The organism is Maribrevibacterium harenarium (assembly GCF_006385675.1).
Classification (GTDB): Bacteria; Pseudomonadota; Gammaproteobacteria; order Pseudomonadales; family Marinomonadaceae; genus Marinomonas; species Marinomonas harenarium.
Map to the genome: position 1 here is coordinate 85,493 of NZ_VFRR01000005.1, position 16,113 is coordinate 101,605.

General features: G+C 47.7%; 11 protein-coding genes. 3 read left to right on the forward strand and 8 right to left on the reverse strand.

Annotation, left to right across the window (positions count from 1 at the left end; all coding sequences use genetic code 11):
* Position 1: 1 nt before the first annotated feature.
* The 4 genes from FJM67_RS04415 to FJM67_RS04430 form a co-directional block, all read right to left on the reverse strand.
* The gene (locus tag FJM67_RS04415; protein WP_235889982.1) at positions 2 to 1,270 is read right to left on the reverse strand and encodes a response regulator; all 1,269 of its coding nucleotides are present in this window, start codon (positions 1,268 to 1,270) and stop codon (positions 2 to 4) included.
* A 186-nt stretch (positions 1,271 to 1,456) separates the two neighbouring features.
* Positions 1,457 to 3,490 (reverse strand): glycogen debranching protein GlgX, encoded by a 2,034-nt coding sequence (glgX, locus tag FJM67_RS04420; RefSeq protein ID WP_140587462.1) that lies wholly within the window; start codon positions 3,488 to 3,490, stop codon positions 1,457 to 1,459.
* 4 nt (positions 3,491 to 3,494) lie between these two features.
* Entirely contained in the window at positions 3,495 to 5,684 is a 2,190-nt protein-coding gene (gene glgB / locus FJM67_RS04425) for a 1,4-alpha-glucan branching protein GlgB (protein WP_140587463.1), read from the reverse strand.
* 68 nt (positions 5,685 to 5,752) lie between these two features.
* Entirely contained in the window at positions 5,753 to 8,866 is a 3,114-nt protein-coding gene (locus FJM67_RS04430; RefSeq protein WP_140587464.1) for a glycoside hydrolase family 15 protein, read from the reverse strand.
* 202 nt (positions 8,867 to 9,068) lie between these two features.
* On the opposite strand from FJM67_RS04430, the gene FJM67_RS04435 reads away from it, so the two are divergent.
* The 3 genes from FJM67_RS04435 to FJM67_RS04445 are packed head-to-tail and all read left to right on the forward strand — an operon-like array spanning position 9,069 to position 11,005.
* Positions 9,069 to 9,749, forward strand: coding sequence for a phosphatase PAP2 family protein (locus FJM67_RS04435; protein ID WP_140587465.1), 681 nt, complete (start codon positions 9,069 to 9,071; stop codon positions 9,747 to 9,749).
* A gap of 56 nt (positions 9,750 to 9,805) precedes the next feature.
* The gene (locus tag FJM67_RS04440) at positions 9,806 to 10,201 is read left to right on the forward strand and encodes a YqaA family protein (protein ID WP_219845886.1); all 396 of its coding nucleotides are present in this window, start codon (positions 9,806 to 9,808) and stop codon (positions 10,199 to 10,201) included.
* Positions 10,202 to 10,225: 24 nt separating this feature from the next.
* On the forward strand, positions 10,226 to 11,005 hold the full coding sequence (locus tag FJM67_RS04445; protein WP_140587467.1) for an SPOR domain-containing protein: 780 nt from the start codon (positions 10,226 to 10,228) through the stop codon (positions 11,003 to 11,005).
* A gap of 41 nt (positions 11,006 to 11,046) precedes the next feature.
* Here the strand turns inward: FJM67_RS04445 and FJM67_RS04450 are convergent, their stop codons facing one another.
* The 4 genes from FJM67_RS04450 to FJM67_RS04465 are packed head-to-tail and all read right to left on the reverse strand — an operon-like array spanning position 11,047 to position 15,882.
* On the reverse strand, positions 11,047 to 13,968 hold the full coding sequence (locus tag FJM67_RS04450) for a hypothetical protein (RefSeq protein WP_140587468.1): 2,922 nt from the start codon (positions 13,966 to 13,968) through the stop codon (positions 11,047 to 11,049).
* Between the two features lie 8 nt (positions 13,969 to 13,976).
* On the reverse strand, positions 13,977 to 14,795 hold the full coding sequence (locus FJM67_RS04455; protein ID WP_140587469.1) for a fimbrial biogenesis chaperone: 819 nt from the start codon (positions 14,793 to 14,795) through the stop codon (positions 13,977 to 13,979).
* An 8-nt stretch (positions 14,796 to 14,803) separates the two neighbouring features.
* Positions 14,804 to 15,283, reverse strand: a complete 480-nt coding sequence (locus FJM67_RS04460) for a DUF4402 domain-containing protein (RefSeq protein WP_140587470.1) — start codon at positions 15,281 to 15,283, stop codon at positions 14,804 to 14,806.
* An 8-nt stretch (positions 15,284 to 15,291) separates the two neighbouring features.
* Positions 15,292 to 15,882 (reverse strand): DUF4402 domain-containing protein, encoded by a 591-nt coding sequence (locus FJM67_RS04465; protein WP_140587471.1) that lies wholly within the window; start codon positions 15,880 to 15,882, stop codon positions 15,292 to 15,294.
* Positions 15,883 to 16,113: the final 231 nt, after the last annotated feature.

Sequence of the window (16,113 nt, forward strand, 5' to 3'; positions counted from 1 at the left end):
ATTACAAGACCCCGAGACGTTTTTTCAAGGTGTATTCTTGAGCTTCCGTCAACGGTGATGCTTTGCCTTGTTTAATCAAGCGGTTCCAAGTCTGCCAAGATTTGATGGCTTCGCCCATATGATTACGGGTGACGTACTGCTGTACTTCGATACGGAACGAGTTAGTGACGGCAACGGGGCTCGCTTTACCAATAATACGCAGACGAGTGAGAGATCGTTTAAATTTCTCGCCATACTTCTTGCCGTCGGCTCCACTGGCAATTAGGGCAGTAATGGCCTGAAGATGGTCATAGTACATATCAACTTTTTCGTTGGCGGTGTCTCTACTAACACGAATAACCCGTGAGTAGGCTTGTTCAGCGGTTTCCCAGTCCTGGATTTTTGCGCTTAAATCCCCTAATCGCTTACTACGTTCCGCCGAGCGAGGTGAAACTTCTAAGACGGATTTCATTGCCGCTTGGGCGCTGGCGTAGTCCTCAAGCATCTCGTGGGCATCCGCCAACAAGTCGTAAGCAGACAAGAAATGGCGGCTTAACGTAATCGTTTGTTCAAGGTTTTTAATCGCAGCGGCAATGGCGCCAAGTTTCAGCTCGCATTGGGCGATACCAAAATGGGCCCAAGCCAAGTTCTTATGACGTTGCACGATCAACATGTAGTGGGTCTTGGCTTCTTTATACTGCCCTTTGGAGTACAAGGCTTCACCAATTGACTTCAAGCATAAGCTACCATAATTGGGGTGGTGCTTCATGATATGCTTTGCTTCTTCCTGAACCTCGTCCCAATGTTGCTTTTTGCGTGCTTCATTAAGCTTGGTAAAAGCCTTTTTCTGTTGTACTACCCGATTAAAGCGGCGAAAAAAGGCCTCTGGCGGGAAAGGTTTAACTAAATAGCTATCAGGCTGATACTCAAGCACACTGACCACCGCCTCATAGGCGGTATCGGCGGTGATCATAATGAAAATTGTGGAATGGTCTAGGGAGTAGGTCTTGCGAGTGACTTCTAAAATCTGCTGACCATCGATGCTTCCACCTAAATTGTAATCCGATAGGACAATGTCATAACGCCCTTCAAGAATGCGTTTTATGGCTCCCTGACCGGAAGGCTCCACATCAATCTTGGCATACCCCATGGAAGCCATAAGGGATTTGAGCATGATGCGCATTTCGCCCAAGTCTTCGATGATCAACACGCGCTTTTTATCGTTGCCAGCGGGTTTATTACTTCCTTGTTTAATTACGTCGGTGAAATTCGGTACGGTTACTTCTGCCACGGGATCTCTACACTTCCATTCTCTGTAATCTATCTAACTTTATACCAGATGGGACAAGGCGATAAAAGCAAGTAAGTTTATTTAATATGGTTGTGGTCAACGGGGGCTTATTGATCCACAACATTTATTGATACAGAAAGTGTAGTGTTTTTGTAACCAGTTACCGCGTTTCGTCAGAATAGCCGATCAAGAGACCTTCAAAGTAAATAACGCCACGCAACGTTGAGTTAGGTGCAATGTTCCGTCTTGCTGCTTAATTTCCCTGGTGCTGTAAAGCTGATCGCCAAAGGCGTACCCACAGGGAAGACTGACTCTAAGAGGTTGATCATCGCGATAGAACAGCAGCCATAAACAGTCGGTCGTAGAGTGTTCACCCATTATGACAGAAAGGAAATCTCGCTCCGGGTCATGCCAATCCTCATGACTCATCTGTTGCCCACACTCATTAACCCAACTTACCTGGTGATAAGGGTGATTTTTATACAGGGCATCATCTTGTAAGTGCACCTGAGCCAACATCGGATAGTTGCGACGCAGTTTCAGTAATTGCTGAATGGCTTCCGTTAATTGGCTTTTCTCGGAGTTCTCTTGCCAGTTCAGCCAGGTCAATTCGTTATCTTGGCAGTAAGCATTGTTATTGCCTCGTTGACTGCGGTTTAGCTCATCACCACCAAGTAGGTGGGGAGTTCCTTGACTTAGTAAGAGGGTAGCAATAAAACACAGTTGCTGATTCAGTCGCTGATGATTGATTTCAGCAATCTCGGTATCGCCTTCATGACTGAAATTTTGACTGAGATTCTCACCATGACCATCGCGATTATTCTCGCCATTGGCAAGGTTGTGACGACGGTGGTATGAGACGAGGTCCCGTAAAGTATAGCCATCGTGGTAGGTGATGTAATTGACGCTATGGTTAGCGGGGCGTTTGCCCTTGTGGAAAATATCTCTGCTCCCCATCAGGCAGGTAGCAAAGTCCGCGACCACGCCTTCGTCTCCACGCCAGAAGCGTCGTACGGTATCCCGGTAACGATCATTACATTCTAAAAATGGCACCGGAAAACGCCCTAACTGATAGCCTTCGGGGCCAATATCCCAAGGTTCGGAGACTAGAATAGCCTGACTCAAAATAGGGTCTTGTGCTATGGCGGTCAGTAGCGGGGCGTAAGGATCGAACCCATGATGGGTGCGTCCCAAATCTACGCCTAGGTCGAAACGGAAGCCATCTACGCCCATGATGTTGTACCAGTAACGTAAACTGTCACATACCAATCGGCTCACGATTGGTTGGTAGGTATCTACGCAATTGCCACAGCCGGTGAAATTGAGATAGCGCCCTTGTTCATGGCGATAGTAGGTAGTGTTAGCAAGACCACGGAAGTTTAGCATCGCCTGCTGAAGTTCACCTTCGGCAGTATGGTTATATACCACATCCAAAATGATTTCGAAGCCAGCTTGCCTAAGAGCCGCCACCATAGAGCGAAATTCAGATATCGGGTCTGTAATGGCATATCTATGGTCTGGAGCAAAAAAACTCACTGGGTTATAGCCCCAGTAATTGGTTAACCCTTTCGCAACTAGGTGTGCTTCATCCATAAAACTAAAGCAAGGCATCAGTTGGATGGTAGTAATTCCCAAAGACTTCAAATGGTTAATAGCGGCAGGTTCCGCTAAACCGAGGTATTTTCCTTTTAAATGGTCGGCGATGGGTAACTGTTGAGTGAACCCTTTTACATGGAGTTCGTAGAGACAGCGTTGTTGGGGGGCGACTCGATTTCTAGCTGTTTCAATCGGCTCTAAGGTAGCGGTTACTATGCTTTTGGCAACTAAGTCCGCGCTGTCTATGGAGCAAAACTGGCCGTTATTGTCCATCGCACTGAGGTGAGGGTGGTAACACTGGGTATGAGACAAGGACTTCCCATAGGGGTCGAGCAACAGTTTATTAGCATTAAATACGACCAACTGCTCAGGACAAAACGCCCCGTCGGCCCTGAATCCATAGGCTTGCCCAGCTGTTAGCCCGGAGACTTCGATACTCCAGTAACCACCCGCCTGGCGAAACATAGATAGTTGACCTTGGGGCTGATCTTCACTATCAAATAAACACAGATGAAGCTGTTCGGCTTGATCCGCATATACCGCAAAGTTCACACCAGTTGCTGTAACAACAGATCCTAGCTGGGTAGCAGAACCTACCCCAAATTCGAAATTGCCAAAGAACATGCGGCTATTTTTTCCGTGATGGTGTTGTTGGTTGATACTTCAGCGCAATGGCCGCCAATGGCGGTATGCTAACTAGAATACTCTGCTCACGGCCATGGCTTGGTACCTCTTCGGTTTCATAATGCTCTGGCACTACAAAGCCACTGCCGCACAGATTTTCAGCATCTGAGTTAAATACCAATCGATAGTTGCCAGTAGCCGGTGTGGCGACGCGATATCCTTCATGGGTTAGCGGCGTGAAATTAACCAAGATCACCAAGTGTTCATTACGTTCTTTATTAAAACGGACAAAGGCAATGATCGAATTTTGGTGATCATCATGACTGAGCCACTCGAATCCACGATGTTGGTGATCGAGATGTAATGCGCTTTCTTCCCGATAAAGTTGGTTTAACGCACGGGTAGTTGCTTGTTGTGCCCGATGGAAGTCAATATCCAATTGGTGCCATTGCAAGGTATCGCTATGGTTCCATTCCAAGCCTTGGGCAATTTCGTTGCCCATAAAATTTAGCTTCTTGCCGGGATGGAAGTACATATAGCTAGTGAAGGCTCGTAGGTTGGCGAATTTTTGCCAAGTATCTCCGGGCATTTTGGTGAGCATGGAGCCCTTCCCATGAACTACTTCGTCGTGAGAAATCGGCAAAATAAACTGTTCATCGAAAGCATACACCATGGAAAAAGTTAGCTGACCCTGGTGATGCTGGCGATATAAAGGATCACGTTTTATGTAATCCAGCGAGTCGTTCATCCAGCCCATATTCCATTTGAAGCCAAACCCCAAACCATCCATATGAGTTGGCTTGGAAACACCAGGGAACGCAGTGGACTCTTCGGCGATGGTAAAGCAGCGTGGATGATTTAAATATAGGGTCTCGTTGAGCTGGCGTAAGAAGCGAATCGCCTCGTAGTTGTGGTTGCCCCCGTCAACGTTGGGTATCCACTCGCCATCTTTACGGGAATAATCTAGATACAGCATAGATGCCACCGCATCCACCCGCAGGCCATCAATATGGAACTCGTCTAACCAATAGTTCGCATTGCTGATCAGGTAGTTCACCACATGGTCTTTGCCGAAGTCGTATATCAGCGAGTTCCATTCTGGGTGCCAGCCTTTACGTGGGTCAGGGTATTCATATTGTTTGGTGCCATCAAAATTGGCTAAACCATGACTATCGGCAGGGAAGTGGGCCGGCACCCAATCCATGATGACACCAATGCCGGCTTGGTGAAACGCATCCACCAACGCCTTAAATTCTTCTGGAGTGCCGTAGCGAGAGGTCACCGCATACATGCCAACCGGTTGGTAACCCCATGACCCATCAAATGGGTGCTCCATGACGGGTAACAATTCGATATGGGTGTAACCCATTTCAACCACATAAGGGACGAGTTGTTCTTTTAGCTCAATGTAAGTCAATGAGCGATTGTTTTGTTCCCTACGCCATGAGCCCAAATGCACTTCATAGATACTCATGGGCTGTTCGTAAACATCGCGAATGGGGCGATTCGTCCATTGGTTATCTTGCCATTCATATTGGTTTCGTTCGGGGACGACACTAGCAAAGGAAGGAAATTGCTCGATACGCTTAGCAAACGGGTCGCTACGGTGTGGAAGTAGTTCATCTTCCTGACTGCGTATTTCGAATTTGTAGCGATCCCCTGGTTTTAGATCCGGGATAAATAAGCGCCATACACCATCCCCGTTGGCGGCCATCGGATGTATCCTGCCATCCCAACCATTAAAATCTCCAACTACCGCCACCGAACGAGCAGCGGGGGCGAAGACAGCAAATCTTACCCCGTCAATTGCCAAACGATCTGAAACTGGTGCGCTGCGATGAATCGCGCCTTCACTCAAATACCGGTTGGCGATGTGATGGTCAGGGTCTGAGAAAGTCGTAGAAGCAAACTGATAGGGATCGACTAGGGTGACATCATGGTCGCCGAAGTTAAAGCGAAGACGATAATGGAAGTGCTCGGTTTTTTGGGGCCAGCTAAGTTCAAACAAGCCTTCGTGAGGCGTCGGGAGCATTTTTCCTAGGCTCAGATCCGTATCAATGGCGAGTACTTCGACGCTCAGAGCACCCGGGCGCCAAACGGTCAGCTGTAAGCCACCGGTCTTGATTGGGTGTAAACCCAAACAGCCAAACGGGTCTGAGCAGCGAGTGTTGACGAGATCATTGCGTAGGTCCATGTACTTCTCCAACCAAATTTTGAGTGCAAGTCGGTGGTGCGAGAAGCAGCCACCGATGGAACGCCGATTTAGTGACGTTGCTGACTGTGCAGTTTGCTAACAGCCCATTTCAAATAATAATTTGTGCGACTAGGTGGTAATTGGGCGAATTCATCTAATGCTGCACCTTCTACTTCAACTATCTTACGTTGTTGTACATGATCTGCTGCCGCTTTGGAAACTAAAACCGGTAAATTCACTTCTTCGAGTACGACTTTGCCCTTGTGTTGCTGGCAAAACTGAATAAAAGCAAATAAGCCTTCGAATATGAGACTTTTAAACCAACTCGGGTGAATGTCTGCAGTTAGCTGCTCGATTAGTAAAGCGAAGGTATCTTCACCTGGCGTCATGGATTTCAAAGTGCGCGAACAATCTAGGGTGGTGTTGCTTTGACTATCACCGAACACGATACGCTGTGCTTGGCTTAAACAGTCCCAAAGTGGTAACAGCATATTGTCCGGTAACTTGGTGATCAAACCTTGGGTTTCACGCCATTCAAACCAGTCCACATCGTCGAGCTTTCCGGTTTGCAGATGGATATGTCGATCTACGCTCATGGAAGTGGTGATATGGGCATATTCATGGTGCTGGGTTGTCAAAACATTTTCTAGGGCGCGATAAAGCTCCGAAGGGGAGCAGGTGGCGAGATCTTCGATGGTTGCCTTTTCTTTATTAGGCATCAACTGATAGCAACACAGTTGCGCTAGATTATGCAGGCGTATGGTGCGCACGCCGCTGAAGTAGTCTGGGCTATCTTTAATTAATGTTCCGACCACAGCTATTAATTCGTGGTAAAGCACCAAAGCAAGTCCGCTGTTGGTACTTTGTTGTAGTAGCTGGAATATGTCTTCCTTATCAAGTGGAGAGCTGATACTGAATTCATTGGCGCTACAATCACCGATGACCAAAGTACGTTGGCGCACTGTGATGTCGGCGATATAAGTGGCCAGATCCGTACTCGGTGTCAGCAGTAAAGCGTAAAGACGTCGAGCATCACGCCATCGCTGTTCAATAATAGTGCGTACATAAATGGACTCTAGCACGGTGTTGGCAGTGCAGTGTGGCGTGGTATTAGGCAGTGGTAACGACAGTGCGCCCCGCTGTGCGAGCACGAGCAAAATATCAATCGCCTGTGATAGGGTGGGGTGATCCGTCAGTCGAGCCAGCAAACTGTTGGAATCCAATTCATGGGCGTTAAAGGATTTATCATCCCCTGCTGCCTCAGTGAGCGGCCACGGTGTTTCGTAAACGGGGAGTTTCGGGCTGATCGCAGAATAATCTGGTGTATTCAATCGCATGGAGCGACGGTTACCAGACTTGAAGGCGTTTTTAGCTGACTGGGGTAAAATGCGCAGATCTCCAAACTCTCCCTGCTGTAAACGACGGATAAACTGGTAGAGGTCATCCACACCTGGCATGGAAGCAATCACTTCATCGATGAGTACCGTAAACACGCCATTAGCTGGGTAGTACCAATTATCCGATAGAATGTGTAATTCATTTAGGATGTGACGCTCGAATAGTTTGGGGTCGGCTTTGCGGTAATCCTTATTTTCATTTTGGAACCAAGCCAAACATAAATGGCGTTCGTTGTTGATCAAATAGGTCTGAGACGTGCCCAATGTATACAGGGCGCGACTTGGTCGACCGCTCAAGCCCAACGCCGAGGAGGTGCCTAAGTGACGATACACATCAATCAACTGCTCTGAACTGATGACCTTAATTGGCGCAATTTCATCAATGGTTTGGCATAAGCAACCATTGGCAATCAGCTGCTCCTTGATTTGTTCATTCTTGGTGAGCACCACCAAGGAAATATTCATGCGACGGCGGTTATGTTGGATACGGTGCAGTCCTAGAGGGTCAAGATCATGCTTGGTAATCAGCTCTTCATCGAGTAAGCGGCCAACGATGTAAAGGCTTTGAGCCCAGACCAAAGGTAGGTTGTCGTTTGGTACGCGTTTCTGGCTGCCCGGATTTTCTTTTTCCGCCAAAATGGATTCTTGCGGCACATAGTAAAGTTCTGGAAGTAATCGCTGTCCGTCTTTTTCAACCATCAGCTCTTCAAGGCGATAGCGGTAAAAGTTGGCCCGTTCCCAGTCACCGGCAAACAAACGGTCGATATACAGGTAAGTGAAAAAGAGCGGCCACTCGGATTCAATGTGCTCAAAGTTAATCAGTTCGTCGTATTCATAGTAGATGCGGCTAGGGTCTTCTAATACGGTTTGGTGTCCATCTAGCAAAAACCGCTTACAACCATAGTTGCCAGCAAGCTTATCCATGATTTCTTTGCGGGTACGACGCTTCAACTGCTCGTCATTGACGGCGAAAGCTGGGAAGCTAAGGATACTAAGGATACTAAGTAATGCGCTATCAACCTCTTTCGAGCGAGACTCTTTTGGGAGTAAAGATTCCAACACCGAGCCAGCCCGTGCTACCGCGTCCGGGAAAGAATGGATCACTGCCCAGTCGGGACCTTGTTCGCCAAATAGGTTGAGCCCATCCAGTGCTTCCATCGCGGCTTTCGCCATCCCCACGGAGCTGGCGTTAATTTCCGCTTTACCGTTATTGACCTTATTGCCGCGTTCCCAAATGCCATAGTCGGGGGTGCGGTAGGTGCGCGAGATGTAATAAATCAGGTTCTGAATGAAGTTGAGCTCGTCCTGGGTGTAAATTACCACGCTACCGGCTTTAGTCATCTGTGCCAGCATAAGCAAATAGAAGCTGGTAGCATCCACCTGTAGGTGTCCCCAAGCGTCATCCGCCACGGTCTCTAAGCCCGTTTTGGTATCATATTTGGCGTGTAACGCATCTAACGGGTTCAGCGTGTGTTTAAAACGCTCCACTTTGTGGGCTTGACGCATCATAGCGAACAACAAACCTCGCATCATTTTGATGCAGGCATACTCTAACTCATGGGCGCGTTTGTGGGGATCAGACGCCCGTTTATTCGCTAGGTAAAGGGCCCAAACCGCTTGAATGCTGTAAACATTATCGCGCACCCAAGCATCGGTATAGTTGCCGTGACTATTAATACTTGTGCTTGCTGGGAATAACCCCGTTACCGGATGTTGTCTTGAAAGTATGACGGAATTGACATGGTGATAAAAATCATCGAGCTGTTTTAGATGTTCCGGTGTCATACGTAATGTTCTCTTGGTTGTAGGGCTAGTCGCACAACCTTTACTGCCAAGACCCATGCTAGGCGTGTTCGGTTGAGTCTAGTATCATGCAATTATAAGGCCTGGATGCTGGCTGGCTACCCACCCATAGATATTTTCATCTTAACGGGGAAGCTGGCGTATGCCGTTCAAGCATAAAAGTAAATCATAAAAAGGTGACTTGATGATGACGATGTCCTGGCGTCCAGGAGTGGCAAGCTGGAGTTTTGTGTTTTTTGTTGTGCTGTTTGCACTATGGCCGGAGCTAGATCTTGTCGTATCGAGTTGGTTTTATAATGCTAGCCTGAATAGTTTTCCTGCAAATGATAACGCAGTTGTGCAGTTTATCTATTGGCTGTTTAAAGAAATGCCCAAGGTTATTTTGCCCCTGTTGTTGGTGATGAGCCTATTACCCTTGTTTCGTTTTGCACCAGCATGGAGCAAACGGCAGCAGCGCAAGTGGGTGTTTTTGCTCGTGTTCTTGCTACTTGGTCCCGGCATTATCGTACATACGGTTTTCAAAGATAATTGGGATCGAGCCCGACCTAGAGATGTGGTTGAGTTGGGGGGAGAAAAACAATTTACGCCTGCTTGGGTGATCTCTGATCAGTGTGACAAAAACTGCTCCTTTGTCAGTGGCCATGCTGCGATGGGATATGCTTTCTTCGCGTTAGGTTGGGTATTCGCTAGCCGCCGATGGTTTTTTCTTGGTGTTGGTACCGGTGTGGCGATGGGCTTAATTCGAGTGATGCAAGGCGGTCATTTTTTAAGTGATATCATATTCGCTGGTTATATCTGTTTTTTCGTCGCTTACTGGGTAGCCCGTTGGATTCTTGGGCGAAGTTCCATCACGCAATCAGACTGAATGGTTAGCCAGCAGTCGTGCTAATCGAGACATTATCCTTATTTGCAGTGGCGTTTTTGTCAGCCACGCTTTTGCCTATGGGATCGGAAGCCTATCTTGGCTACCTGACTTCAGAGTATTCATCGCTTTGGATGGTTTGGTTAGGCGTAGCAGCTGCGGGGAATACTTTAGGTGGAGTCACCAATTGGTGGCTTGGGGTGTGGAGCCACCGTTTCGAGGGCTCGCGTTTTTACCCTAGCCCATCCCAGTTGAATTATGCACAAGGTTTCTACCGTCGCTATGGTGCCTTAACGCTGTTGTTTAGTTGGCTGCCGGTGGTGGGAGATGTTTTCTGTGTTTGTGCTGGATTATGTCATTACCCGTTGCGACGCTTTTTAATTTACGTATTTCTTGGTAAGTTTGTACGCTACGCTTTTGTAGTGATAGGTGTGTTGTCTGTCACTGGTCAGTAGGCTGATTGGTTTGGGAGTCCTGTAGTGAGAAAGGAATGGTGGTTGGCCCTAGGTGGGGTATTTGTGGTGTCTGGTTGCGCAAGCAAGCAAGGGGGCACTGATGTTATGACCAATGAACAACTCCAAGCCGAACTGCTCAAACAGCGGGAAGAGTGGCAAGCAATTAAACCCCAACTGGATCGTGTACTGGCGTTAGAAGGGGATTTAAAACTCTTGGTCGATTCCATCGAGCTGCCGCCAGATGAAACACAAGTTTTGGCTCCTGCAAGTGATAGCGTCTCAGCCCCAGAATCAAACGAGCAAGTTATTGTGGAGTCTCCACGTATCGTGCCAAGCGCCAAGTTGGCTCAGTCTGCTCCGGTCACTCCGCCAGAGTCTTCGGCGTCGCCGCTGTCGGGCTCACAACAAACAAAACCGGTATCGGGAGCAAGCACCGCCAAGACTGATCCTTCGACCACGGATAAGCCTTTTCAAGATACCCCCCCAGCACGTGCCGTGGTGGCACAGTTTTACCAAGCACCCGGTGATGAACAAAACCTTTACGCAGTGCAGTTAGCGGCCTACGCCAGTATGAATTTGGCCAAGGCTGGGTGGCGTAAAATCAGCACTGAAAATGCAGAAGTTTTTGTCGGGGTTGCTCCTCGTATCAAAGCGGTCATGGTGAGTGACAAAAAGTACTATCAATTAAAAGTGGGGCCATTTCTCAGCAACGCATACAGCAATGATTTCTGTAATCGTTTAAAACAGATGCAGATGGATTGTCTATTATCTCGTTACGATGGGGAACCATTTACTCCGCTTTAGTCGATGCTAGGTTGTTAGCATCTGCGCATCAATGGTTGAAGTTATTGAAGGGTGACTTCGGTGACTTCACAGGTTAGCTTAGAATCAAGGTTAGTAATTTGCTGACAACGCTCCTGTGCCGCTGACTCAGTGTCGTGATGGGATAGGTGTAAAAGGTGTTCATTGGCGTTTTCTGCACTGGTGTAGAACCAATTTTGAACCAGCGCTTGATCCACCTGCCGTTGTTGAATTTGCCAGTAAAGTTTTAGGCTGGCTAACGATTTAAAGCGGCCAATCGTCGTCGCGAATCGCTTCGCTGACATGGGTTCCCGCAAAATAAAATTCGCACCGCTAACCAGCGGATTTTGCTGTGTCACTATTTTCTCTATGTGGCTAGTGCCTAGTAAGTTATGTTGAGACAGATAGTCGGAATCGATTTCAATGCGGTAACGTCCCGGCTTGATGTCTGATACCAAATAGTACCCATCAAACTCACTCATGGTTGTCGTTACCAGTTGGTTACTCTCATCATAGACAGAGATGGGCACGTAGGCAGCGTTTTGTAATTTGCCGCTATTGTTACGCTTGTTGATGAAGCCTTCAATCTCTCCAATCGTTACCATTGGCATATCAATCAACTGAATGGCGCCTGGGCGCGGAGAAACAGAAAGGCTTTCTCTGCCGGGCATTAGAAACAGGTCGGCGATGGTTCCAGTATCCACCTCAATATCGGTTGCATCGAAGGTAGCGATCGAGGCCAACACCGCGACACCATTTTCATCGGTTTGCGCCCGAGTTGGCTGTTGAATACTTTTTACTAATACTCCGGGCAACATCTGATCATCGGCGTCGTAAATTTGGTTGTTGTTTTTGTCATGGAACACTCGAACTGCAACACTGCCACGGTTTACTAATGAGCGATTCGAAGTAAATAGGTTACTTTGAGGTGTTTTACCGATACTGGTCTGGGCATACAATGCAGCAAACACACCATTTTGACTGTGTTTTCCGAGGCGTGCAGACACGGATAAAGCGCTCGGGCGCCAGCCCAGACTAATATAGCCCTGCTGCACATCGAGCGCCAGATTATCGGTGTAGTTGGCTTTCATCGATGTGGTAGGGGATAGGTTTGAATTTAGATCTATTGCCCAAGACGTGAAAGCGCTATGTGGCGATAGGTCATAACCCACAGAGAAGCGACTGAAAACCTGCTGCCAATAGGTCTGCCAATTAAATTCGCCACTAGCATTGGTATCGATAACTGGATTATTTTGTAAGATCAATTGGTGAGAGAAGTAGTGGTCATTCAGGCTCCAGCCAAATTGATTCGTATAGCGACCATAGCTAACGCTATTTTCGTCGATATATTCAAATGACTGCTCCCATGACTGGGTGCGATCACCCTTACTGTAGCCATTTAGGCGTAGCTGCCAGATTTCTCGGGTGAGGGTCGGGGTGCCATTGTCGATGACTTGTTTATCTCGATAACTCACATTGAGCGACTGTCCATCCATCCCGGTAGTAAACTGATAATGGTCTTCATAGCTGCCTCCTTGCTCTCGTAGGCTGTCGGTTTGCAACATAGCCACACCAAGTAGTGAAGTGCGAGTTCCCCATGCCTCCTGGTTATAATCAGTAAACTCGCTTTCTGACAGTTGTCTTGCACCAACATTAACGCTAAACCAATCGGTTAAATCAGCGCGACCAAGAGCGCTGAATGTTAGCCCCTGACGCACTGAGTTATTGGTTTCTTCAATGAGGCGTTGTCCTTGGTCGTTGATGCTGAAGTCATAATAAATACGACCACGTCCGCCCGTCGCGGCACCAACAAAATAGCTATCGTAGCGCCGTTCAATTTGGCCTTGGGGCCCGTAAAGAACGATTTCGATATTATTTGCACCGTAGAGTAGCGGCAGTTGTTGGAAGCGGTACTCACCACTTTGAATGTCGAGTTGACTATCAATTAACAAATTATTGCGATATACCTCCACATCCCAGCCGGGTTGTACTGACCCACTAAGCTCTACCTCGTTGCCAAATTGATGATTGAGAGGGAAGTTATGCAAACGCAGGCCAATGCCTTCAAGGCTGGTGCTTAGTGGACTTGGTTTGCTGGAGTAGATATCGCCAAAGGTAATCGCTGTGGCGTTACCCGGTAAACTCCCTTGTGGGTCAAGGCGCTCTGCTAGTAGGCGGGCATTGTTGACTTCACCCTGCTCATTAAGTGCCAGAAAATACTGAACATTTAGATATGAGAGGTCATTGGCACCCAGCATAGATAGATTGGCTTTCGTCTCGTCTCGTGTGCTGGTTGTGCTTAATTGGATATCTAATAAAGGCGTACTGAGTTGCTGGTAGTCATGGGGCTCAGTAGGGAAACGTGCCGTATTTAAGTCGCTGCGACTTTGCTGTGCCCGTTGCTGCCGAGCCAGTTTTTGTTCTAATGGGATAGGTTTGAGGGTCTCGATATCGATACGTAGTTTACGAAAGTCATAGCGGGAGCGTAGCGCAAACCAAGAATCTAACAACTGACTGCTAATATACAGGTCGTCTTCCAAAGCTAACGCTTCGAGTGGAATTGGTACGGTTTTTCCTTCGAAGTTGAGGTTGAATCCTGGATCTGACTCGACTATGGAAAAGCGGTTTTCTTCAGCCCTTACCCAGCCCGTTGCTGTGATAGGATCTAGCGTAACCTCAATGGGAAAATCCAGTGCTCGGCTAATATCAGCAAGGCTCAGTTTAGCCGAGTTGCCGTCCTTAATACCCAAAATACTGCCTAGATGATACTTGCCCAAATACATATCGAGTATCAGCAGTTCCCCATCTGCTAGGGCGTCCTCTGCCGCGGCTTTGAGTACAGCGGGGGAGTTTACGGCTTCATAACGGTCTTTTAGTACTCGTAGACCGTCTATGTCTAGGGCCATAGCTACTTGGCAAAGAAGCAGGGCATTGAGTAGTAACCATTTAAGACAGCCGTTTCCCATAAATTTGCCTAGGGAATCATATCTTTGGTGATGGTTAGGGATTTTCTGGCAAATTCCGTACCTTGAAACTCCTGTTGCCCTTCATAGATAACAGTTAGGGTGCCGGGTTCGAGTCGAAACTCTGGCCAGTGTATCTCTGTTTGTCCTTCTCTGACCTCTGGGTAAAAATTATAGCCATTAAGCAAGCCCACTTGGCGTTGCTCACCGCTTTGAGGTTGCCATAATGCCACGAGACGACCAGTAGTACTGTACATATCGTTGTGAGACAAATTGACACGCACAAAGGTCGCGTTGTTTTCTTTACGGGTGACGATAGATAACCTGTCTAGGGTCACGCTTACCTTTGGACTACCCACTCGGTACAGCACAGGAAAAGTATAGCTGAGTAACATATTCAGCTTAAATTTCGTTTGCCCACTCTCTTGCTCTTGTTGCAGTTGCGCCGGAGGCAGAGCTGTCAAGGTTAAGTGAGATCGATACTCACCAGTTGGCAATGGCTGTCTTTGGCGCAATAGGATTTTGATACTTTGACGTTCGCCTGGAGCAAGTGTGACCTGTTTAGGGCTGATACGGGTAAAGCGCTCTAAGCCAGCAAATCGACGTTTCTCTTCGTCAGTGTATTCCCGGTAGCCACCTTCAGGTAAGGCCACGAACTGACTCCAACCAACTCGATAGGTACGAGTGACACTGCCTGAGTTAATCAGAGTGACCGTAGCTTGCCGTTGACGCTCATCCAGCACCACTCGGGTGGGGGAAATTAGCAGGTCAGCCCAAGCTGAATGGACAACAAAAGCAAGTAAGATGGAGGTGAAGGCTCGAATAAGCATAGGTTCTACTAATAATTCACCGAAATCAGGTAATTAATACGATAAGTCGTATCAACAAAGACAGTCGATCCGCTACCCGATGTGCTAAGGGTGCCGCCTACATAAAAACTGCCATTGCCGCTTCCATCAGTAGTGAGGGAGTTTGGAATGCTGGTAGCCGTAAGACGAAATTGTTCAGGTGATATCATCACGCTATTGGAAGTTGCCTGCACGCTGGTAGCGCTCAAAAACACCAATTGGTTGGCAGGATAATTGGAGAGCGTGTACTCGCCCACTTGCGGCGCAGAGATGACATGAATGCCAGAAGAACGCGAAACGTTGCCATTATAATCGATAGCAACGTATTCAACACTCTGGTTCCGGGTAACCGCGATGGTGCCAAAGGATAATGGGGTTACTTCAGTGATATCCGCTTTGACCACATCAGACAGGAAGGTTGCCGTGCAGATCAAAATGAGCGAGAGAACACCAAGCGTGGTACTCCGCATCGTTACTATCAGTAGCTAACTGTAATTGTATAAGTGCCAGTAAATGTGCCATCAGTGTAGTCCGCTGCGGGAGTAGAACCATCGGTCGTTAGGGTGGCGCCGACAGAAAAGTTCACTGCACCATTGGCATCAGTTTGCAAGTTGCTGGCGCTGTATGCCGACCCAGAATTAGCTCCACTGGTAATGTAGGCGCCAAATGACCCCATGGTAAAGGACGCTACACTGTTATTGTTGGTAAGAGCAATAGCAGTAGTAGGCAACGTAATTGTCAGATTTGTCAACGGGGCAGCACTGGAGACACTGTAAGTGGCTGGGGCGCCTGCTGTGATTTCGATGATATTGGATTGGGAGATGGAATTACCCGTGCGAGTAACTGAGTGGGCGCTGCCATCAGCAGGAATAATAAGTGAAGCGGTGGTGCTGCCAGAGGTGTCTGCTTTGGCTCGGATAGTTCCGAAGTTGAGTGCTTGGTTTTCAGTCAGCACAAACGCGTTTTGCACGACTACCGTCGCGGTAGATGTCACGCTTTCCGCTGCAATTGCTGAGGCAGTACATGTCGCTGCAACTAAAGATATCAGTAGCTTAGAGTTGATCTTCATAACGTGAATCCTATTTAACCTAAACGAACCCTGTACGGTTTAACGACGGGTCATTATGAAACTAGAGATCGATAATGTAATGAATTGTACCAGCTGTAAAGTAATGTACTGTAAAGGTGGTATTTTTATTATCTAGCTTTGACTTTGTGCCAACCATTAGTTCATAAAGTTGTGTTACATTGCCTTAATAAATGCCCTATTTAATGGATGAAATGGGTGTAAAGGTCTTCA

Coding starts and splice junctions, on each gene's coding strand:
- glgX (WP_140587462.1), bottom strand. CDS start 3,490: ATGTTCTTTGGCAATTTCGAATTTGGGGTAGGTTCTGCTACCCAGCTA.
- glgB (WP_140587463.1), bottom strand. CDS start 5,684: ATGGACCTACGCAATGATCTCGTCAACACTCGCTGCTCAGACCCGTTT.
- FJM67_RS04430 (WP_140587464.1), bottom strand. CDS start 8,866: ATGACACCGGAACATCTAAAACAGCTCGATGATTTTTATCACCATGTC.
- FJM67_RS04435 (WP_140587465.1), top strand. CDS start 9,069: ATGATGACGATGTCCTGGCGTCCAGGAGTGGCAAGCTGGAGTTTTGTG.
- FJM67_RS04450 (WP_140587468.1), bottom strand. CDS start 13,968: ATGGGAAACGGCTGTCTTAAATGGTTACTACTCAATGCCCTGCTTCTT.
- FJM67_RS04455 (WP_140587469.1), bottom strand. CDS start 14,795: ATGCTTATTCGAGCCTTCACCTCCATCTTACTTGCTTTTGTTGTCCAT.
- FJM67_RS04460 (WP_140587470.1), bottom strand. CDS start 15,283: ATGCGGAGTACCACGCTTGGTGTTCTCTCGCTCATTTTGATCTGCACG.
- FJM67_RS04465 (WP_140587471.1), bottom strand. CDS start 15,882: ATGAAGATCAACTCTAAGCTACTGATATCTTTAGTTGCAGCGACATGT.